We start from the raw sequence: 20241 nt of genomic DNA on the forward strand, positions 1-20241 counted from the left end.
CCCCGTCCACGTCGAGGGTGCCGTCCGTGACGGTGGTGCCGGCCGACACCGACGCCGCGCCGTCCACCGTGGTGGTCGCGCCCGTCACCTCCAGCGTGCCGGTGATGCTCCCCGCGAGGTCGCTGTCGCCCGCGCTGGTCACGTTGCCCGCGATCGCGCCGTCGAGGTCCAGCGCCCCGTCGGTGCGGACATCCACGTTCGAAGTCAGCGTCTGGTCGACGTCGAGCGTGCCGTCCGTGACCGTGGTGCCCGCCGAGGCCGAGGCCGCGCCGTCCACCGTGGTGGTGCCGCCCGTCACCTCCAGCGTGCCGGTGATGCTCCCCGCGAGGTCGCTGTCACCCGCGCTGGTCACGTCGCCCACGATCGCGCCGTCGAGATCCAGCGCCCCGTCGGTGCGGACATCCACCGCCGAGGTGAGGGTCTGGTCCACGTCGAGCGTCCCGTCCCGCACGACCGTGCCGCCCGTCACGGTGCTGTTGCCGTCCACCGTGGTCGTGCCGCCGTTCACGATCAGCGCGCCGCCGAGGTCGGCGGCCAGCGTCGTGGTCCCGGTCGAGGTCAGGTCGAACGCCCCCGTCAGGGCCGCGTTGACGTCGAGGACGCCCGCGTTGGTCGATGCGGCGCCGAGCGCCGTGGCCGCGTTCACCGTCAGCGTGCCGGCGGCGTTGCGGAACCCCGCCGTGAGGGTCGTGGCGCCGTCGATCGTGACCGACCCGGTGCCGTCCTGGCTCAGGCGGTCGGTGACGGTGCCGGCCAACGTGCTGGCGCCCGCGCCCCGGAAGCGGAGCTCGCCGTCGACGGTCCCGCCGTTCAGGTCGAACACGCCCGCGTCGTCGATGGTCGTCCTGCCGCGGAGCGTGCCCTCCACGGTCACCGTCCCCGCGAGCGAGCGGATCGTGTCCGCCTCCAGCGTCGCGTCCGCGGCCACCTCGATCGCATCGACCGAGGTGGAGCGGTTCGTCAGCGTCGTGATGCCCTCGACGGTCGTGGAGCCGTTCACGTCGATCGTGCCGGTGCCCCGCTGGGTCAGCGCGTCGTCGCCCACGGTCACGGTCGTGCCGGTGCCGTCGAACACCAGCGCGCCCTCGTTCGTGATCTCCTCGTCGCCCGCGTCGTCCGCGTCCGCGTCGAGCGTGCCGTTCCCCTCGAAGGTGATCGTGCCCGTCGCCTCGTTCACGATGGCGCCGTTGTCGACGATGGCGCCGCCGTCGGCGACCGTGGTCGCGCCCGAGTTGGTGAAGGTGTTGCCGGTGCCCTCGACCGTCGCGTTGGCGCCGATCTGGAGGGTGCCGTTCTCCTGCACGTCGAAGGAGCCGGCCGTGAGGGTCTGGCCCGCGCCCACCGCCACGGTGCCCGTCTCGGCCACCACCACGTCGGTGGAATCGTTCGCCGTCCCCACGGTGATCGAGTCCGACACCGTGACGGTCGCGCCGTTGGACACCTCGAGGTCGTTGGACTGGTCGGCGGAGAGGGTCGCGTCGATGCCGTAGTCGACGAGCGCCGTGTCGAAGGTCACGGTGCCGGTGGTCGCGTGCCCGGCCCGCAGCTCCACCCGCTCGGCTTGGATCGTCAGCGAGCCTCCCGCGACCGCCACGATGTCGCCCGCGCCGGTGTAGGTCTCGTCCAGCACGATCGTCCGGTCGACCGCGCCGCTCGAGCGGATGGTCCCCGCGTTGGTGATCGTGTCGCCGGTGACCGTGCCCGTCAGGCGCAGGAGGGATTCGTCGCGCACGTCGACGTCGCCGTCGAACGCGCCCTCAACGAGCAGCGTCGACGCGCCCGCCGCCGTCCCGTCCCCCACGACCACGCCCGACCGCGCCGAGAGGTCGCCCGCGGCCTCGACCGTCAGGTCCCCGCCGGCGAGGTCGATCTGACCCGAAACCACGCTGGTCCCGTCGACCGCCCCCGTGCCGCCGGTCAGGCGGAGCGTGCCCGTCAGGTCGCCGGACAGCACCACCTCGCCGGACGACTCGACGTTCCCCGCGAGCGTGCCCGCGCTGGTCAGGCGCCCGCCGCCCGTCACCGAGATGTCGATGTCCTCGCTCTCGCTCGAATCCGCCGTGAGCGTGCCCGCGTCGACCTGCAGCGTCCCGCCGGAGACGATCACCTGCTCGGCCACGTCGAGGTCGCCCGTCACCTGCGTCGTGCCGTCCGTCACCTCGAGGCGCCCGCCCACGGACCCGCTCAGCGACAGCGTGCCCGCCTGGCCGGCGGTGAGCGTCCCGGTCGGTCCCGTCGAGAGCGAGACGTCCCCGTCCCCCGCCGTCGCGAGGTCGCCCTGCACCGCGTTCCCGGTCAGCGTGGCGGACGCGCCGGTGCCCACCGTCAGCGCGCCGCCCACCGACAGCGTGTCGTCGCCCGCCGCGTCGATCGTGACGGTCCCGTCCACGGCGACGTCGTCGGCCTCGGCCTCGTAGGCCGCGCCCGCGTCGTTGATCGTGACGGTGTAGGTGCCGGCCCCGAACGTGGCGTCGTCCCCGGCCTCGAACGCGGCCGGATCGCCGCCCGCGTCGGTCCAGTTCTCGTCCGTCCCGTTCCAGTCGTTCTCGCCGATGGTCCAGGTCAGCGGCTCCGCCCGAGCGGGCACTGCCAGCGCGAGCAGCGCGCCGGTGGCCAGCACGAAGACCAGCTCCGTCGCGCGGCCCATCCGGCACGCGCGCGTCAGGCTGCGCTGGCGGATTCCGGTCTGGCGAACGGCGGCGGAGGGGGTCGCGGTGGAGCGGGGCATGGGCAGGGAACCGGTCTGGGAGGCAAACAGTTGGGCCTACCTTTGGCACCGACCCCGTGATGACAATGGGGATCGTGTCGCCTCGGCCACCCTATTGCCCCCGCGTCACACCCCGCCCCGCGATCGCCTCACGTCGGCACCGTCTCGCGGCCCCGTGCCCAGTCGGTCGCGGCGGTGGCCGCCGCCGCGCGATGCGCCCGCAGCGCGGCCTCCGCGCGCCGCGTGCGGGCGTCGACCTTCTCGACAACCTTCGGGTCGTCGAGTTCGCGGCGCACCCATTTCTTGGTCCCGTCGGGGCGGGTGACCTTCTTCAGGACGCTCCCCGGCGTCTCGTAGTTGCGCAGCACGTCCGACGTCGCCGTCCGCAGCCGCACCCCCCCGCGGTTCAGCCGCCGCCAGACGCCGCGGTAGTCGCGCCTCATCTCGTCCACGAGGTAGGCCAGCTGCATGTCCATCAGGAACAGCACCCCCGGGCCCGCCGGGATGCCGCGCCACGTGAACTCGAACAGCCCCCGCCGCCGCGCGCCGGACGTCCACTGCGCGAGGCCCACCCCCGCGGAGCGGGGCCCGCGCGTGCCGCGCCGCCGCGTCGCCACCGCCCGCGCCGAGAACCGGCGCCGGGCCTTGGACCCCGCGGCGCGCGCGGCGCGCGGGTCGGCGGCGCCCGATCCCTCGACCCGCTGGGGCAGGATCGAGCTCTCCGCGTCGAGGTTGCCGACGATCGCGGCGGCGGCCACGTCGGACAGGCCGTGGCGCCCGGTCAGCACCGTCATCGCGTGCCGCCGCCGGTCGTCGATGTCGACCATGGTCCAGTCCACCATCGGCCCGGCCCGGCCCAGCGAGCGCCGCAGCAGCACCATCGCCTTCGGATCGACCCGTGCCGGGGGCGTGCCGCCGAACCGGGCCGCCACCACGCCCCGCGCGATCAGCGCCCGCGCCGCCGCGGCGTCCGCCCCCAGGCGGACCGGACCGGTCCCCGCGCGGTTGCGGTCGTGCTCGCGCTCGAGGAACGCCGTCACCCGCCGCCAGTCGTCCGCGTCCATCGGCATCGCGGGCAGCACCGCGCGGGCCCAGCCCGCCGCGCCGGTGCCGAGGCCGCGCCACCCGGACGCGGCGTGGAGCGCCTCGCCCACCGACAGGGCGGCCCCGCGCGCGTCGCGCGGCAGCGCGACGGCGCCCGGCGGCACCCGGTAGGGCGGGCGGCGCGGCGGCAGCCGGAGCGTGCCGTCGTCCGGGCGGTAGCCCGCCGTCAGCCACGTGGCCACGGCGCTCCATTGGGTCTGCGTGAGGGTCGGGGTCATGGCATCGGTCTCCTTTGGGTGAAGGGAAGCGGCGCGGATGGCCGCGAGCGCGGCCTCGGGGCGCACCGCGCCGGCGGCGCTGCCCAGCCCCGCGCCGGGCGGGTCGGGCGGCAGGGCCGCCGCCGTCCGGGCGAGGGCGGCGCGCAGGGCCGCGGCGTCGGCCTCGGGCCGGGCCTGCAGCATCAGGGCGCAGAGCCCCGCCACGTAGGGGGCGGCCATGGAGGTGCCGCTCTTGCGCGTCGTGCCCCCCGTGGCCCGCGCCGGGCCGCCCGCCCGCGCCGCGCGGATCCACGTGCCGGGGGCCGCGATCACGGGGACCGCGCGCCCGTCGCGCGACGGCCCCGCCGACGAGAAGGACGCGATGGCGCGCCCCGTCCGGTCCAGCGCCGCGCAGGTCAGCGTCCGCCGCCCGTGGGCGATGGTGCCGCAGGTGTGGCTGTCGGAGACCGGGCCGCGCACGAAGCGCGACTGCTGCGTCCCGCGCCCGTCCCGCTCGATCCATGCGTGCCAGCGCCCGTCGCGGACGCGGTCCCCCCGCAGCCCGACCGTCCACAGGCCGGACGGGGCCGAGGGGTAGAGGAACACGTTGACGTGCGTGTCGCCGTTCCCCGGGTCGCGGAGCCGGTGGTAGGCCCGCCCGACGATCCGCCCGCCGAGCCGTAGGGCCCGTCGGGCGCCGGGCGGCACGTCGACCGCCCCGAGGCCCGGCCCCGTGAGCGTCACGCCGATCCGGTCCGCGCCCGGATACCAGATCTCGAGCTCGTTCGTGGTCGCGTCGCCCGGCGCCACCGCCCAGCCGAGCGCGTCCGCGCCGCCGCCGCCGAGGCGCCCGTGCGCGTGGATCGCTTGCCCGCGGTAGTTGCCGGCGCTCTGGACCACGACCGTGCGGGGCCGCCCGGCCACGTGGTCGAGCGCCTGCTCGATCAGGGTGCTGCCGTCGTGCGGACCGCCGTGGCGCCCCATCGAGATGTTGAGGACGCAGGGCCGCCCGCCCGCCGTGCGGAGCACGAAGTCCACCGCCTCCAGCACGCGCGCGCTGTCGCCGAAGTTGCGTCGTCCCCCGGTCCCGCGCGAGGCGACGTGGACGAAGACGAGGTCGGCCTCCGGTGCCATGCCCGTCGGCGCGCCGGGCCGCGCGCTCCCGGCGGCGATGTCCATCACGTGCGTCCCGTGCCCCGACCCGAGGGCCAGCGGGTCGTGGCCGGCCGCCGCGTACGGGTCCGGCGCGGCGAGCGCGGCGTCCAAGGCGGCCCGGTCGAGGACGCGCCCGTAGCCGAGATGCGTCCGCTCGCCCGGCGCCGGGCGCCCGTGCTGGTCCCACAGCGCGAGCAGCCGCGTGCCGCCGTCCGGGCGGCGGAAGGCGGGATGGACGAAGTCGCAGCCGTAGTCGATCACGCCCACGACCACGCCGCGCCCCGTCTCGGGCACGCGCGGGCGGCGGCGGTCGCCGCCGGGCGCGGCGCGGGCGCGGCCGTGGGGCGGCGCCGCGCCGTCCGGCGTCCGCAGCCGCCGCCCCGCCTTCAGCGAGGCCACCGCCGGGTGCGCGCGGACCGCGAGGATGTCGCGGCGGTCCAGCCGCGCCGTGACGATGGGGCCGAACCGGGCCCGCAGCCGGAGCGCGGCGGGCGGCGCGATCCCGGGCCGGAGCCGGGCGATCGCCTCGACCGACGAGTCCGGCGCGCCGTGCGCGATCTCCTCCCAGAGCTGCGGATCCATCCTGTCGGTCCTCGTGGCGGGGTGGGGAAGGGGGCGGCCCGGCGCACCGGGCCGCCGCGAAGGGCCTCAGCCCTTCTTCGCGGAGGCGGGAGGGGCCTCCAGCGCGACGAGGCGCCCGTCGAACGCGACCAGCCCCTCGCGCATCTCGTCGCGGCTCGCGCGGACCAGCTCGTGCAGGTCCTCCGCGAGCGGCTCCATCGCCTTGCGCACGACCTTCGGCTCGGCCTCGACCATCCGCTGCACCGACCGCGCGAGCGACTCCCGCCCCTCCGGGGTCCGGAAGAACCCCTCCACGGAGGCGGCGGTGACGACCTGCTCCGTCGAGGGGTCGTCGGCCACCACGACGTCGTCCGCGTCCCCGTCCGAGCCGATGGCCCTCGCCTTCGGCAGCCGGCTCTCGATGAGCCGGTCGGAGAGGATCAGCTTCACCAGGAGGTTCCCGGGGATCATGCTGGTCAGCAGCGCGACCCGGTCCGCCTCGGAGGCGTCGAGCCCCTTCTCGCGGCCCCGACGCTGGGCGAGCACGTAGCTCCCCACGTCGAAGCCGCCGGGGGCGGCGTCGAACACGCCCATGGCTCAGTCCCCCCCCTTGATGGCGTCCGCGAAGACGAGGAGCATCAGCGGGTTGTCGAAGCCCATCCCGCCGCCGTCCTTGCCGCCGAGGCCGCCACTCATCAGCAGCGGGAGCAGCTTGGAGAGCATGTCGCCCTTCTCGGAGAGCTTGACCTCCTTGCCGACGCCGAAGTCGGACCCGGCCTGCACCGTGTAGGTCTTGGTGCCGCCGTCCATCAGCGAGAACAGCATCTGCATCTGCGCCTGCGACGCCATGTCGGCGCGCATCTTGTCGATGGCCTTGGTCTGGACCTTGTCGACCCGCGCCAGCGTCCCGATCCGGCGCGCGTTGGCCTTGATCGCCTCGTCCGTGGTCCGGATCGCCGCGCCGTTGCGGCGCACGTCCACGCGCACCTTGCCCAGCGACTTCGCCAGCTCGGCCCGCGTCACGAGGCCCCGGATCTGGCGGCTCGTGACGTAGCCCCGCCCGGTCGCCGTCCGCAGCGTGCGCCGCACGCCGCGCCGCACCCGGCGCCGCCCGCGCCGGCGGATGTTGCGGACGAGCCCGCCGATGAACTCCGGCGCGTCGTCGTCGAACGCTTCGTCGTCGTCGTCGTCGTAGAAGCCCTCGTCCTCGTCGCCCCAGTCCTCGTCGTCGTCGTCGTCCCAGTCGAACGACCCGTCGAGATCGTAGGCGTCCAGGTCGCCCATGTCCTCCCAGTCGTCGTCGCCGCGGTCGAACGCCATGTCCTCCGGCGCGAGGCCCTCGGCCGCGCGGATCTCGTCGTAAGTCATGTCTCGTCTCCTTCGAGCAGGATGGCGCCGTCCCAGCGGACGCGGCGCGGATGGTCCGGGCGGCGGAGGCCGCCCGGCATGGCGGTCCGGCGGCCCCTGCGGGCCAGGACCGGAGCGATGAAGAAGGCGAACCCGTCCGGGTCCGGCGCCCGCGCTCCCGGCGCGCCGCGCCCCGCGCAGGCGGGACAGCCCCCGTCCGTGCCGAAGCAGCAGGCGCAGGCCCCGATCGCGGCGGCGAAGCGCGCGATCAGGTCCGCCCGCGCGTCGATGCGGTCGATGTCGGGCGAGGCGTCCCCCTCGGGCGGCGGGAGGTCCGCCCCGATCGCCTCGCCCGCGTCCGCCTCGGCGGACGATCCGGCCATGTGGTCGAGCAGCGCGCGCTGCAGCGGCGACAGGTCGTCGCGCCGCGCGCCGAGCGCCTCCATGAGCAGCTCCGGGGTCATCGGACGATGTCGAAGGGATGGATGTCCCCCGCCTCGTCCCAGTCGTCGTCCCCGTCATCGTCGTCGGACCAGTCGTCCCAGTCCCCGGCCGCCTCGGTCAGCGCCTCGAGGGCGGCCGGATCGCCCGGGACGGCGGCCAGGAGCGCCAGGGCGTCCTCCGCCTCCTCCCCCGCGCCGCCCTGCGCCGCGAGGCCCACGCTCGACATGACCGCGTCGACCGGCACCCGGCGCCCGCCCACGATCACGGTGCCCCGCCCGGCCCGCCCGATCAGCGCGGCCATGATCGACTGCAACACCTCGGGTCGCGCCAGCATCTGCATCAGCAGCTGCGCCGCGATCGCGCTCGCCGGAGCGGGGGCCTGCCGCGCGACCGTCCGGCGCAGCCGGACCTGCGGTCGCGTGGGCGGGCGCACGGGGCGGCGGCGGGGCGGCCCGTGCGGGCGCCGCACATGGGCGCGGGGCCGGGGCCGCGCGGACCAGGTCGGGCGGGGCGCGGGGCGCGGGGCCGGGCGGCGCGGGGCCGCGCCCTGCTTGGCGAAGCTGCCCAGCAGCGCGAGGCCCGCCCCGGCGCCCGCGCCGATCGCGGCCCCCTTCGGCCCCAGCATCATGCCCGACTGCGCCCCGGAGGAGGCGCCCTTCGCGATCGCCGGGAGCGCCTTCACCAGGGCGGGGCCGACCGTCTTGGCCACCTTGCCCACCGCGCGCCCGATGCTCTTGAGCGACCACTCCGCCTCCTCGGCCGAGAGGCCGGACAGCGCCTCGAACTCGACCGCGAAGGCCTCGTCGTCCAGCGGGCCCAGCTCCTCCGCCGCCACGGCGCGCAGGGTCGGGTAGCGCGAGCCCGGCCACCCCGCGTCCTCCGGGCCGGAGTCCGCCCAAGCCTCCGCGCCGTCGAGGCCGAACAGCTCGTCGTCGTCGTAGGGATCCCGCATCTCTCGTCTCCTCGCTGCATGTCGGATCGCGTCTCCCCACCCTCATCGCGCACCGAATCCACGACTCCCTCACGGGCCGCTCACGCCACGCTCACGGACGGGGCCGATCGTCGATTCGCACGGCCCCGCATGGGGGCCGAATTCGAAACGGAGCCTTTGATGACCCTTCGCATCCACCTCTTCGGCGGCCTCCGCCTCCAACGCGGCCCCCGCGCCCTGCCCCTCGCCGCCGACACGCCGCGCGCCCTGCTCGCGATGCTCGCGCTCAACCCCGGCCAGACCTTCGCCCGCGGCGAGTTGTCCGGACGGCTCTGGCCCGACCTCGACGGCGAGCGGGCCCGCGCCGCGCTCTCGACCGCGCTCTGGCGCCTCAAGCGCGCGACCGGCGGACTCGATCTCGTGGAGGCGCCCTCGCGCGGGACCGTGCGGCTGGGCGGCGCGGCGCGCCCGTGGATCGACGTTCCCGCCTTCGAGCGGCGGCTCGACCGGCTGCGCGCCCTGCCCGCGCCCGACCTGCGGCTGGCGCGCCGCGCGGCGGAGGCCTGCGCGCGGCCCGCCCTGCTTGACGTCGAGGGCGAGTGGGCCGCGACCGAGGCCGAGCGGCTGCGCGGCCTGCGGTCCGAGGCGCTGGAGGCATGGATGCGCGCGGCCCGCGCCGAAGGCCGCGCCACCGAGGCGCTGCACGCCGCCGCGATGCTGATCGAGGCCGAGCCCTTCGAGGAGGCGCCGCGCGCCCTGCGCTGCGCCCTGCTCGCCCGGCGGGGCAGCCGGGCGCGGGCGCGGATGGAGCACCGCCTCTTCTCGGCCTTCCTCCAGCGCGAGCTGGGCGTCGCGCCGGGGTTCGGCCCCGACGGCGAGCCCCACGCCGATCCGACCGTCCCGCCCGCCCCGCCCGTCGGCCCCGCCGCGCCGGCCTATGCCGTCAGATGAGGTCCGCGCGCGCGACCTGCAGCAGGTCGCGGCGGCGGAGCCCCGCGACCGGATAGTCCGGCTCCAGCATCCGGCGCGGGGCGAAGCCCGGCTCCAGCCGGGCCAGCACGGCGAGCGCCTCCGCCGCCTCCGCCTCCAAGCCGGCCCGGAACGCCAAGGCGGCGACGAAGCGGCGCGGGGCGCGCGCCTCGGGGGCGTGGGCGACCGCGCGGCGCGCGTGCTCGAGCGCCGCGCCGTCCCGCCCCGCCAAGACCGCCGCCGAGGCCGCGGCCAAGGCCGCGCTCGCAGGGCGCCGCTCGGACTGGACCCCGCCGCGCGCCGCGAGCGCGAGGCGGTACGCCTCCTTCGCCCGCCCCGCATGCGCGAGGGCCGCGACCGCCGCGAAGGTGGCAATCCCCTGCCCCGCGTCGCGCCGCCGCGCCTCGCCCACGAGGTCCAAGGCGGCGCCCACCTCCCCCTGCCGCAGGCGCACCAAGGCCAAGGACGACAGCACGATCGGGTTGCCCGGCTCCGCCTCCCGCGCGCGCAGGGCGAGGTCCGCCGCCTCCGTCAGCACCCGCGCCCCCGCCAGCCGCTCGATCTCCCGCGCGTGGTAGATCTGGGCGCGCAGGGCGTCGGCCACGGCGGGCCGCAGCCCGCTCCGCCCCGAGGCGAGCACCGCCTCGTCCCGGTCGAGATCGGCGGGCGAGAACCGCCCGAACGCGTCCAGCCCCCGCAGCCCCGTCACCTCCAGCGCGGCCAGCGCCATCCGGTGGCTCGCCCGGCCCAGCCGCACGCCGAGGCCGGGGCGGTCGAGGTCGATCGTCTCGAGATGCGACCACATCCGCCCGCTGCGCTCGTCGGTGGCGCGCAACTGCACGACCGTCGCGCTCCCGCCCGTCGCCACGGCCCCGAGGCGCAGCCCCGTGCCCGCCGCGTCCCGCGCCCCCGCCGCCACCCGCAGGTCGACGAGGTCGGCCAGCCGCTGCGCCGCCTCGTGGACCAGCATCTCCGCGATGGGGTGGGGGGCCGCGCCGAGGTCCGCGCGCAGCACGAGGGGGCCGTCGCCCGGCGGCGCGGCCCCCCGCCCGTCCTCCGCCTCGAAGCCCATGCGCCGCTCGCGGAGCCAGTCGTCGAACTCCGGGTCGGGGATGTCGAGGTCCGCGCAGAAGCGCGCGCCCTCCGCGACCGGGGGAAGGCGCACACGCACCGCCTCGGGGTCCAGCCCGATCCAGCCCGGCCCGCCCACGAGCGCGCCCCGCGCGTCCCTGAGGCCGCGCCGGATGGCCCCCAAGGTCGTGCGCAGGCTCGCCCCGCCGCGCGCCGCGTCGCTGTCCGACCACAGCCGGTCCTGCACCGCCGCCCGGCTCAGCCTCAGGCCCGGCGCGCAGCCGAGCAGCGCCAGCACCGCGCGGGCCTTGGCGCCGCGCGGCGTCAACTCCTGCCCGTCCGGCGTCAGAACCCGGACGGGACCGTCGAGGACCAAGTCGAGCACGGCCTCCCGCCCCTTGCCTGATCGGACCAGCCTAGACAGTATCGCCTCCACCGCAACGGCGCACCCCGCTCGCGGCGGGACGCGCCCCCATCCGGAAGGGGCCCGCCCATGTCGTTCCTGCACGCCGAGCACGCCGAACATGCGGAGCACGCCGAACACGCCGAGCATGCCGAGACCGCGCGCGGCCAGCGGGGCGGCGTCCTGGCGAGCGCCCTGATCCGGGCACGCGAGGCGCTGGTCGGCACCGACGAGATCGCGGTCGACCCGTCCATGGTCCGCGCGGAGGAGGACGAGGCCGGCGGCGAGGCCGCGCGCCTCGCCCGCCTCGCCGCCGGCCACCGCGCCGCCGTGCTCGCCTTCGCCGCGATGGAGGGGCTACGCGTCGCGCCCGCAGCCGGCGGCGTCGCGCTGCACCGGGACGGCGCCCCCCTCGCGACCTTGGTCCGCCCGTCGCCGGAGGTGCTGGCCGAGGGCCTCGCCCTCGTGGCGGGCTACGCCGACCTGCGCACCGACCGCGCCGCAGAGATCGACGCGCAGGTCACCGCGCTCCTGCCCTTCCTCGGCGCCGTCGCGGGCCTCTCCGCCGCCCGCACTCCGCGCACGCTGGACCTGCTGTCGCTCGTGATCGACTGGTCCGGCGCGGTCGGCCAGCGCATGAAGCTCGCCCTCGGCGTCCCCCGCCCGCACACGCTCTCGCCGCTGGTCCAGCCGATGATCCGCACGCCCGACCACGGCGCCTACCCGTCGAACCACGCGGTCCAGTCCTTCGCCGCCGCCGAGACCCTCGCCGCGCTCGCGGGCGACCCGACCGGCGACGGCGCGCTGGCCGAGCAGCTGCGCCGCATGGCCGCCCGCATCGCGATGAACCGCACCGTCGCGGGGGTCCACTACCCGGTCGACAGCGCGGCGGGCGCGGTGCTGGGCACCACCCTCGCCCGCCACCTGCGCGCCCGCGCCACCGGCGGCCCGGCCCCCGCGCCCGCGACCTTCGACGGCACCGGCTGGACCGCCGCCGACCTCCACGGGACCGGCGTGGCCGCCGCGCGCGACTTCCACCTCGACGCGATCCGCGACCGCCTCGCGGACGCACCCGGCGACCCCGTCGCCCGCGATCCGCTCCTCGGGGCGGCGTGGGACGCGGCGGCGGCGGAATGGCCGTGACCCCGCCCGACGCCCCCCGCTGGTCCGCGCCCCGCCGCCCGGAGGATGCGCCGGACCTGCCCTATGTCGACCACTGGTTCCACGCCCGCGCCGCCCGGACCGCCGCCGCGCCGGCATGGCGGAAGCACGTCGAGCCGCCCGCCGCGGACGTCCCGCGCGCTCTGTCCGACGCGGTGGAGCAGGTCCTGCGCGACACCGACGAGGCCGCATCGTGATCGCCCGCGAGCAGCTCGAGGCCTTCCGCCCCCTCAGCGAGAACCTCTCCGCCTTCCTGCGGCCCGACAGCGTCCATCCGCGCGCGGGCGGCCCCGGCGACCCGCGGGCGACCCACCCCCTCGCCTATCCCGACGGGCCCGAGCCGGACCCCCACGGCTTCCTGTCGGACGGCGCGGTCCCGGAGGACGAGGACTTCCGCATCCTCGCGGTGATCGACGACGTCCTGCCGCTCACCCACCGGACCCTGCAGGCCGCCGACGGCGCCTCGCGGATCGCCTCGGTCTGGCTGCAGGGCGCCCGCGCCGCCCCGTCCCGCGACCCGGACGCGCCCGGCCGCGACCTGCCCTTCGGCCGCGAGCTGCGCGGGCCCGCCATCGACGCGCTGCGCCACGCGCACACCCACGGCGGCACGCTCGACGAGGAGGCGATGCTGCGCGCGGCAGGCCTCGTCGATCCGGGGCGCGGCGCGCTCCACTGCGGGGGGCGCCGCGCCCGCCACGGGGCCGCGGTGACCGACCTCCTCGCCGGGGCCGAGCCGGGCGACCCGCTCGCCCGGTGCCCCGTGATCGGCGTCGGCCTCGCCCCCGAGGTGGTCCGCGACACCCTCGGGACCTTCGCGCCCTACTACATCCTCGCGGCGACGCTGCACGTCCTGCACCGCGCCCGCCGCCTCTGCCGCTGGATCGAGGCCCGGCGCGGCTGGGAGGCGGGGCGCCTCGCGCCGCCGGTGGTCGTCAACCTCAGCTTCGGCCTCACCGCGGGGCCCAAGGACGGCTACGGCCTCGTCGAGCGGTTCCAGGACGCCGTCGCCCGCGAGGCCGACCGTCCCGGCGCGGACCCCGCCGACCGCCTCGGCCCGGTGCGCTTCATCCTGCCGGTGGGCAACCACCGCCTCGCCCGGTGCCGCGCGGCGCTCCGCCCGCGCGAGACCGTGACGTGGCGCGTCGCCCCCGGCGACCGCACCCCCTCCTTCGCGGAGATCTGGGGCCCGCCGCGCAGCGCCCTGCCCGAGCGTCCGATGCAGGTCGCCCTGCGCCTTCCGGGCGGCGCGGAGATGCGGACCGCCTTCACCGCGCACGGGCAGCGCACGGATCTCGAGGCCCCGGACGGCACGAGCCTCGCCACCGCCTATCTCTCGCGGGCCTCCGTCGGCGGCACGGTGCGCGAGACGATCACCCTCGCCCTTCCCCCGACGGACGGCTCCGTCCCCACGGCGGGGCCGGGCGGCCACGGGATCACGCTGCACGCCGACGCGCCCGCAGACCTCTACGTGCAGCGCGACGATTCGGTGCGCGCCTACGCTTCCGGCGGCCGGCAGTCCCACCTCGACGACGGCGCCTACGCGCCGACCGACCCGTCGGGCCGCCCCCGCGCCCACGACCCCGGCACGCCCGGCCCCGTGCGGCGGAGCGGGACCGTCAACGCCTTCGCCTGCGGACGCCATCAGGTCCGGGTCGGCGCCGTGACGGAGGCCGGGGCGGAGGTGCCCTACTCCGCCCTCCCCGAGGGCGCGCCGGACGGGCGCGACCACGCAGCGGTGGCCGAACGCGGCGTCGCCCGGCGCGGGGTCGTCGCCCGGGGCCTCTATGCCGCCTCCGCCGAGGCCGCCTCCGGGACCAGCTTCGCCGCCCCCCAAGTGGCCCGCGCGCTCGTGGCGGACGGGGGGACGATCGGCCCCGCCGCCCTCGTCCGTCCGTGGCGCGCCCATCGGGAGTGGTGAGGGCGTTAGAGCGGCCCGAGTAGCCGCTCGATCTCGTGCATCACCGCCTCGACGACCTGCGTCGACACCGGCCCCTCGAAGCGGATCATGTGACCCTTGGCGTCGGTCACGTGCCGGGCCGACATGCCGTTGGCGAGCTCGACCCTACGATAACCCACTGATTTCGATAGTTTATCGGCGGGATCGATCCCCCCTGCCCCGCCGTCCTTCGCCCTCCTGCGCCGGGCGCCGTCCTCCGGCGGCAGGACCGCGGCCAGGACGGGGGCGAGCACCCCCCACTCCGCCTCCGCGTCGGTCCCCATCCCTGTCCCCAAGGCCTGCCGGAGCGCCGGCCCCTGCCGCGCCTTGATCGCCTTGGCGAGGCGTAGGCACTGCCGCTCCGACAGTTCCTGCGGGAAGGTCAGCAGGTCGCCCAGCTCCTCGTGGACCAGCGCGAAGGACCGGACCTTCGACCGCTTCGCCTTGGACGCCTGCGCGAAGAGCGCGTTGGTCGCCGCCTCGAGGTCGGGGAACGCCCCGTCCCGCACGGCGGTCGCGGCGATCCGCCCCCGCTCGTAGGAGGACAGGTCCGCGCGCATCTCGTTCTCCTCGACCATCGCGACCAGCGCCTCGGGTCGGCTCCGCGCGGGCCGGACGAAGGCGCGGATCGTGGCCCCCTGCCCCGCCACGTCCCGCGTCGCCGTCAGCCGCCGGAGCCCGGACACGAGGTCGTACTGCCCCCCGTCCCGCTCGGTCACCTCGATCGGCAGTCGCAGCCCGTTCTCGCGGATCGAGCCGCGCAGCTCCTCCATCCCCTCGGGATCCAGCCTCATGCGGTCCCGCGTCATCCCGTCCGTCCGGATCGCCTCGAGGGGCAGGTCGCGCACGAGCCAGCCCTCCGCCTCGGCGCGCCGCCACGCCTCCGCGTCGCGTCGGTCGCGGACCCGCGCCGCTTCCTGCTCGGGCGTCTCGGCGCTGCCCAGCGAGGCGGCCTCCGCCGCGACCTGCGCGATCGGCGCCATCCGGGGTTTCGCTGCGAAACCGCCGGCGGCCGTCTCCGCGTCCAGCTTCGCGAGGTCCTCCGCGGACGGGGCCTCCAGCTTCCTGCGCCGCGCCATCACTCGCCTCCCCCGTTCCGTTCCATCTCGTCGCGCCACCAGCATCCCAGCAGCAGGTCCTTGAAGTCGGCGTAGGTCCGGTCGAACGCCTCGCGCCCCCTCAGGTAGGTGTCGCGGTTGAAGTCCCGCGGATCGGCCTCGTAGATGCCCGAGACCCGCTCGCCGGCCTGCCCGACGAGTGCCGTGAACTCTTGGCGGTGGGGGGCCATCATGTCCCCGAAATAGGCCTGCACGACGTTCGCGAGATCGGCCTGCTGCCCCGCGTCGTAGCGGGTGAGCACCGTCCGGACCGCATCCCACTCGAACCGCTGCTCCGGCAGCCCCGCGGTGCGGCGCACGGCGTTGTCGCCCTCCTCGATGCTGGCGAAGGTCGCGTGGAGCATGTCGAAGAACCGGCCCGTCGAGTCGAACTCGAGGAAGGACGCGCCCAGCGGGACGAGCAGGATGTCCGCCGCCGAGAGCGCGTTGATCGTCAGGTAGCCGAGGGCGGGCGGCGTATCGAGCAGGACGATGTCGTAGGCGTCGAGCAGGCCCTCGGCCTCGAGGAAGTTGGGCAGGGCGTCCCAGAGCGGCCAGTCGCGGGCGGTCATGCGCCAGACGGGGATCTGGAACTCGGCCCAGTAGAGGTTCAGCTGCGCGCCGATGAGGTCGATGTTGGGCCAGTGCGTCGTCTGGACGACGTCCTTCGCCGTCACGTCCAGAGCGGCGGTCATCGTCTCGTCGAGGGGCAGGGGGGCGAGGCCCTCCGCCTCCCGGACGTGGTTTCGCTGCGAAACGTGGCTGGCGTAGTCCTTGGCCAGCAGGGGGAAGACCGTGGACCATTCGTCGGGCACGTCGCCCCCGAGGATGGAGGTCATGGAGCCTTGGGAGTCGAGGTCGATCACCAGCACCCTGTAGCCGTCCAGCGCGGCGGCCATCGCGAGATGGGCCGCAGTGGAGGTCTTGCCGACCCCGCCCTTGAAGTTGGCGACGGCCACGACCTTGGCCTGCACGCCGTCGGGGCGCCACGGCTTGTACTGCTTCGCCTTCGACCCCTCGGAGTCGAAGTGGTCCCGGAGGGCCACGATCTCGTCGAGGGTGAACCACCGCGTCCCGCCCGATCCCTCGCCTTGGGGCAGGTCGGGGTTCGACTTGAGCACGCGCCGGAAGTGGGCGGGCGCGACGGGGATCATGTAGCGGCAGATCTCCCACGTGGAGAACCGGCGGAGGCGCTTGGTCCCGTCAGGGGCGTAGCCGCGCTTGGCGAGGTCCGTGCGGCCGTGGGCGGCGCGGGCGGCGGCTTGGGCGAAGCGGCTGGTGCCGACGGGCTCGGTGAGGCGGTCGAAGCTGCGCTCGGGGTCGAGGCCGTGATAGGGGGGCGGGGGGAGGTCGGGCTTGCGGGTCATGTCGCTCTCTGCTCGGGCGGGTCATGCGATTCCACGCATGTTGCCCGAATCGTCGCACATGAACCGCCCCGAGTGAATCGGTTTCCCCGAATCCGGAGGAGACGCGCAACAGCAAGGTTGTGAGTCTTGAGGGTCTTTAGAAGGTTTGGGTCGCGTAACCCACGCCGTGCCAAGCGAAACCTCGGGGCAGGGGACCCAGACGCGGGACGGGGGGCACCCGGCTGCGGGATCGGAGGAACCCGGATGCGGGGGAGCAGGCACCCGGGGACGGGGCGACGGGAACCTGCCTACGGGACCGATTCGCCGGCGGGACGCGGAGCAGGGCCTATTGCAAGGGAATCGGACGATCCGGGGCCGGGCGAACGGTGCTCCGGCCCGCCGCGCAACGGGCCCTGCTCCGGAGTATCCCGGAAACGGGTGCCTTTCCGTCCCGTAGACGGGTTCCCGTCGCCGCAGCGCGGCAGAGGTGGTACGGGTACCCGGAGGCGGTTGGCGGACGGGTGCCCGTCGTGCCAGAACGGCGGGGCAGGGGAATCGCGGATGGAGCGGGCGATGGCGCGCAAGCTGGTGGATATCCCGAGGACGGCGCTGCAGGGACCGCTGCGGCGGGAGACCGTGAAGAAGAACGTGGCAGCGATCCACGTCTCGGGCAAGCTTTCGCTGCTGCAGCGCAAGCTGTCGAACGTGCTGCTGCTGAACGCCTACGACCACCTGACGGACCGCCCGTCGCACCGGATCGACGCGCGCACGCTCTGCCTGATGATCGGCTACAACTCCAACGACGTGGCCACGCTGAAGGACGCGCTGCGCTCGCTGGCCGAGACGACGGCGGAGTGGGACATGCTGGACGAGCGCGGGCGGCAGGAATGGGGGGTCTCGGCGCTGCTGTCCTACGCCACGCTGAAGGACGGGGTCTGCGAGTACGCCTACTCGCCCGCCTTGGCGGCCAAGCTGCACGACCCGAAGGTCTTCGCGCTGATCAACATGAACATCCAGCGCCGCTTCACGAGCGGGCACGCGCTGGCGCTCTACGAGAACTGCTACCGCTTCCACCGGGTCGGCAGCACCGGCTGGTGGCCGATCGACCTGTTCCGGCGGCTGATGGGGGTGGGCGAGAGCGCCTACTACGAGAGCTTCAAGCACCTGAACGCCAAGGTCATCAAGCCGGCCGTGGCGGAGGTGAACGCCACGTCGAACATCGTGTTGGAGCCGGAGACGCGGCGCGAGGGGCGGCAGGTGGCGGCGATCCGCTTCCTGATCCGGGAGAACCCGCAGCTGGCGATGCTGGACATGGGCGACGCCGAGGGCGCGCGGGGCACGGACGCCTACGCCCGGCTGCGCGAGACCGGGGTGGCGGACCGGCTGGCGCGGCAGTGGATCGCGGAGCACGGCGAGGACTGGGTGGCGGACAAGCTGGACTGGCTGGCGGGGCAGGGGGGCGTGCGCGAGCCCGCGCGCTACCTGTCGGCGGCCATCGCGGGCGGGTGGGCCGGGGAGACGGCGGGGCCGGGGCCGGAGGCGCCCCCCTCGGAGGAGGCGGTCGCGGCGGCCGAGGCCCGGCGCGTGGAGGCCGTGGCCGCGGACGCGGAGGCCGAGGCGCGCGAGGCGGCGCGCGCGGCGCGGGGCGCGCGGCTGGAGCGGGTGCTCGCCGTGGTGGAGGCGCGTAGCCCGACGCAGCGGGACGCGGACCGGCGGCTCTTCCTCGGGACGCTGGAGGGGGAGATGGAGCGCGCGGACTTCGCGCGGCGCGGATGGCGGTCGGCGCTGAACGCGGGCGCCGTCCATGCCTTCTGGGAGGGGCTGGAGCCCGACATCTTCGACGGCCTGTGAGCGGGCCTAGCCCTCGGCCTCCAGCGCGAGGTTGAGCAGCGTGCGGTAGTCGGCGCTGCCCTGCTCCAGCTCCTCGCGCGTGCCCGCCGCCACGAGGCGCCCGCCGTCGAGCAGCAGGATCCGGTCCACGTAGTCAAGGGTCGCGGGACGGTGGGTGACGAAGATCAGGGTGCGGTCGGCGCGCGCCCGGCCCGCGACCGCCTCCAGCACCCGGCGCTCGGTCTCGACGTCGAGCGCGGCCGTGGCCTCGTCGAAGATCGTGACGGGCGCGTCCTTGAGCAGCGCGCGGGCGATGCCGACGCGCTGCCGCTGGCCACCCGACAGGCTCTTGCCGCCGGGACCGACGATCGTGTCGATCCCCTTGGGGAGGGCGGCCACCACGTCCGTCAGGGCCGCGCGCTCCAAGGCGTCGGCGACTTGGGCGTCCGTGGCGTCGGGGCGCCCGTCGCGGACGTTCTCGGCCAAGGTCGCGTCGAACAGGAACACGTCCTGGGAGGTGAGCGCGACGGTGCGGCGCAGGCCCTCGGGCGAGGTGTCGCGCAGGTCGTGGCCCCCGATGCGGACCGTGCCTGAGGAGGGGTCGTGGAACCGCTGCACGAGGTCAATGAGGGTCGACTTGCCCGCGCCGGAGCGCCCGATCACGGCGACGCGCTCGCCCGGCGCGATCTCGAGGGTGACGTCCTGCAGCGCGGGGCTGCCGCCCTTGTAGACGAAGGAGACGTTCTCGAAGGCGACGGCGGGCGCGCCCGCGGAGGGGTCGGCCCCGCCCTCGGCCCGCAGGACGGGCGGCGCGTCGATCAGGCGGAACATGCGCTGCGCGTGGATGAGGTTCTTCTGCACCTCGACGTAGATCTTGGAGAGCCGCGAGGCGGGCTGGTAGGCCATCAGGAACGCGGTGAGGAAGGCGGTGAACTCGCCCGGCGTCTCGCCCTGCGCGATGGTCTGCCACGCGGCGTAGACGACGAAGAGGCCGACCACGAGGCCGCCGAGCAGCTCCATCATGGGCGAGGTGGCCGAGGTGACGCGGGCGATCGACAGCATCCGGTCCTCGAGCGCGGTCACGGCCCGCTCGAACCGGTCCACGGTCTTCGTCTCGAGGCCGTAGGACTTGACCGTCTTGATGCCCTCGAACGCCTCGGCGCCGATCGCGATGTAGGCGGCGTCGGCCTCGCGCTCGGCGGTGGCGAGGTCGCGGACCCGCTTGGAGAGGCGCGAGACGGTGAAGAAGATGAGCGGCAGGAAGACGGTGCAGAACAGCGTCATCCACGCGTCCTGCATCAGCATCACGCCGAACAGGGCGATCACGGTGAGGATGTCCATCGCCATCGTGTTGGCGACGCCGGTGACGATCTTCCCGGCGGCGTTCCCGAAGAGGCGGACCTGCGCCATCTGGCCCGCCGCATGGTCGCGGGCGAAGAAGCCCGCGTCCTTGGCGATCATGCGGCGGAACACGGTCTTCTGGTAGCCGGCGGTGATTGAGCGCTTGAACACGAGCGAGACGACCGAGTTGGCGTAGGTGAACCCCGCCTTGCCCAGCGTGACGCCGACGATCAGCGCCGCCGCGCCGAGAGCGGCCGCTGTGTCGGCGGCCACGAAGACGTCGTTGACGATCACGCGGGTGGAGTAGGCGAGCGCGGCGGTGAAGCCCGCCACCCCGAGGATGCAGACGATCATCGCGCCGTAGAGCTTCCAGCGCGGTGGGATGGACTCGCGGATCAGGCGCACCGCGACGGCGGCGGTGTCGGCTCCGGTGACGCCCGGCTTGGGGGCGGCCTCGGCCTGCGGGGGCGCGGCGTCGGTCATGACGGCCCCATCTCGTCGCTCGGAGGGGGGAGCGCAAGGGTGCGCGGGGCGGCGACGTCGGGTCCGCGCGGCGCGCGGCCATGGCGCGGAGGCCCCGGCGGGGGCGTGGGGCGACATCTCCGCACGGGGGAGGGTGGACGGCGGAGGCGTGCCGTCGG

Annotated in this window: 14 protein-coding genes and 1 pseudogene; 5 read left to right on the forward strand and 10 right to left on the reverse strand. The window is 75.6% G+C overall.

Going from position 1 to position 20241, the window contains the following annotated elements; translation table 11 throughout:
- From JQC91_RS16950 to JQC91_RS16975, 6 genes and pseudogenes are all read right to left on the reverse strand, one after another.
- Nucleotides 1-2728, reverse strand: a pseudogene (locus JQC91_RS16950) (hypothetical protein); the annotation flags it as partial.
- 128 nt (nucleotides 2729-2856) lie between these two features.
- On the reverse strand, nucleotides 2857-5745 hold the full coding sequence (locus JQC91_RS16955) for a phage tail tip lysozyme (protein WP_203288713.1): 2889 nt from the start codon (nucleotides 5743-5745) through the stop codon (nucleotides 2857-2859).
- A gap of 66 nt (nucleotides 5746-5811) precedes the next feature.
- The gene (locus JQC91_RS16960) at nucleotides 5812-6318 is read right to left on the reverse strand and encodes a hypothetical protein (RefSeq protein WP_203288715.1); all 507 of its coding nucleotides are present in this window, start codon (nucleotides 6316-6318) and stop codon (nucleotides 5812-5814) included.
- Between the two features lie 3 nt (nucleotides 6319-6321).
- Nucleotides 6322-7092 carry a hypothetical protein gene (locus tag JQC91_RS16965; protein WP_203288717.1) on the reverse strand — a complete coding sequence of 257 codons (771 nt, stop codon included), beginning with the start codon at nucleotides 7090-7092 and terminating at the stop codon, nucleotides 6322-6324.
- On the reverse strand, nucleotides 7089-7535 hold the full coding sequence (locus JQC91_RS16970; RefSeq protein WP_203288719.1) for a hypothetical protein: 447 nt from the start codon (nucleotides 7533-7535) through the stop codon (nucleotides 7089-7091). The genes JQC91_RS16965 and JQC91_RS16970 overlap by 4 nt, the downstream gene beginning before the upstream one ends.
- The gene (locus JQC91_RS16975; RefSeq protein WP_203288721.1) at nucleotides 7532-8467 is read right to left on the reverse strand and encodes a hypothetical protein; all 936 of its coding nucleotides are present in this window, start codon (nucleotides 8465-8467) and stop codon (nucleotides 7532-7534) included. The genes JQC91_RS16970 and JQC91_RS16975 overlap by 4 nt, the downstream gene beginning before the upstream one ends.
- Nucleotides 8468-8626: 159 nt before the next feature.
- Here JQC91_RS16975 and JQC91_RS16980 point away from each other — a divergent pair, with 159 nt between their 5' ends.
- A complete protein-coding gene (locus JQC91_RS16980; RefSeq protein WP_203288723.1) occupies nucleotides 8627-9397 on the forward strand; it encodes a BTAD domain-containing putative transcriptional regulator in 771 nt (256 codons plus the stop codon).
- On the opposite strand, the gene JQC91_RS16985 is transcribed toward JQC91_RS16980, so the two are convergent.
- Complete coding sequence (locus JQC91_RS16985) at nucleotides 9390-10871, reverse strand: hypothetical protein (protein ID WP_203288725.1); 1482 nt, start codon at nucleotides 10869-10871, stop codon at nucleotides 9390-9392. The genes JQC91_RS16980 and JQC91_RS16985 overlap by 8 nt on opposite strands.
- 108 nt (nucleotides 10872-10979) lie before the next feature.
- On the opposite strand from JQC91_RS16985, the gene JQC91_RS16990 reads away from it, so the two are divergent.
- Genes JQC91_RS16990 through JQC91_RS17000 form a run of 3 tightly spaced genes read left to right on the forward strand, consistent with a single transcriptional unit; the run spans nucleotide 10980 to nucleotide 13968 of the window.
- Nucleotides 10980-12032, forward strand: coding sequence for a phosphatase PAP2 family protein (locus tag JQC91_RS16990; protein WP_203288727.1), 1053 nt, complete (start codon nucleotides 10980-10982; stop codon nucleotides 12030-12032).
- Nucleotides 12023-12247, forward strand: a complete 225-nt coding sequence (locus tag JQC91_RS16995) for a hypothetical protein (RefSeq protein WP_203288729.1) — start codon at nucleotides 12023-12025, stop codon at nucleotides 12245-12247. The genes JQC91_RS16990 and JQC91_RS16995 overlap by 10 nt, the downstream gene beginning before the upstream one ends.
- Nucleotides 12244-13968, forward strand: coding sequence for a hypothetical protein (locus tag JQC91_RS17000; RefSeq protein WP_203288731.1), 1725 nt, complete (start codon nucleotides 12244-12246; stop codon nucleotides 13966-13968). The genes JQC91_RS16995 and JQC91_RS17000 overlap by 4 nt, the downstream gene beginning before the upstream one ends.
- 5 nt (nucleotides 13969-13973) lie before the next feature.
- On the opposite strand, the gene JQC91_RS17005 is transcribed toward JQC91_RS17000, so the two are convergent.
- Both JQC91_RS17005 and JQC91_RS17010 read right to left on the reverse strand, forming a co-directional pair.
- Entirely contained in the window at nucleotides 13974-15065 is a 1092-nt protein-coding gene (locus tag JQC91_RS17005; protein ID WP_203288733.1) for a ParB N-terminal domain-containing protein, read from the reverse strand.
- Complete coding sequence (locus tag JQC91_RS17010; protein ID WP_203288735.1) at nucleotides 15065-16450, reverse strand: AAA family ATPase; 1386 nt, start codon at nucleotides 16448-16450, stop codon at nucleotides 15065-15067. The genes JQC91_RS17005 and JQC91_RS17010 overlap by 1 nt, the downstream gene beginning before the upstream one ends.
- A gap of 552 nt (nucleotides 16451-17002) precedes the next feature.
- Between JQC91_RS17010 and JQC91_RS17015 the strand changes: the two genes are divergently transcribed.
- Nucleotides 17003-18280 carry a replication initiation protein gene (locus JQC91_RS17015; protein WP_203288737.1) on the forward strand — a complete coding sequence of 426 codons (1278 nt, stop codon included), beginning with the start codon at nucleotides 17003-17005 and terminating at the stop codon, nucleotides 18278-18280.
- A gap of 6 nt (nucleotides 18281-18286) precedes the next feature.
- On the opposite strand, the gene JQC91_RS17020 is transcribed toward JQC91_RS17015, so the two are convergent.
- The gene (locus tag JQC91_RS17020; protein ID WP_203288739.1) at nucleotides 18287-20083 is read right to left on the reverse strand and encodes an ABC transporter ATP-binding protein; all 1797 of its coding nucleotides are present in this window, start codon (nucleotides 20081-20083) and stop codon (nucleotides 18287-18289) included.
- Nucleotides 20084-20241 lie beyond the last annotated feature (158 nt).

It is taken from the genome of Jannaschia sp. Os4 (assembly GCF_016820245.1).
Lineage (GTDB): Bacteria > Pseudomonadota > Alphaproteobacteria > Rhodobacterales > Rhodobacteraceae > Jannaschia.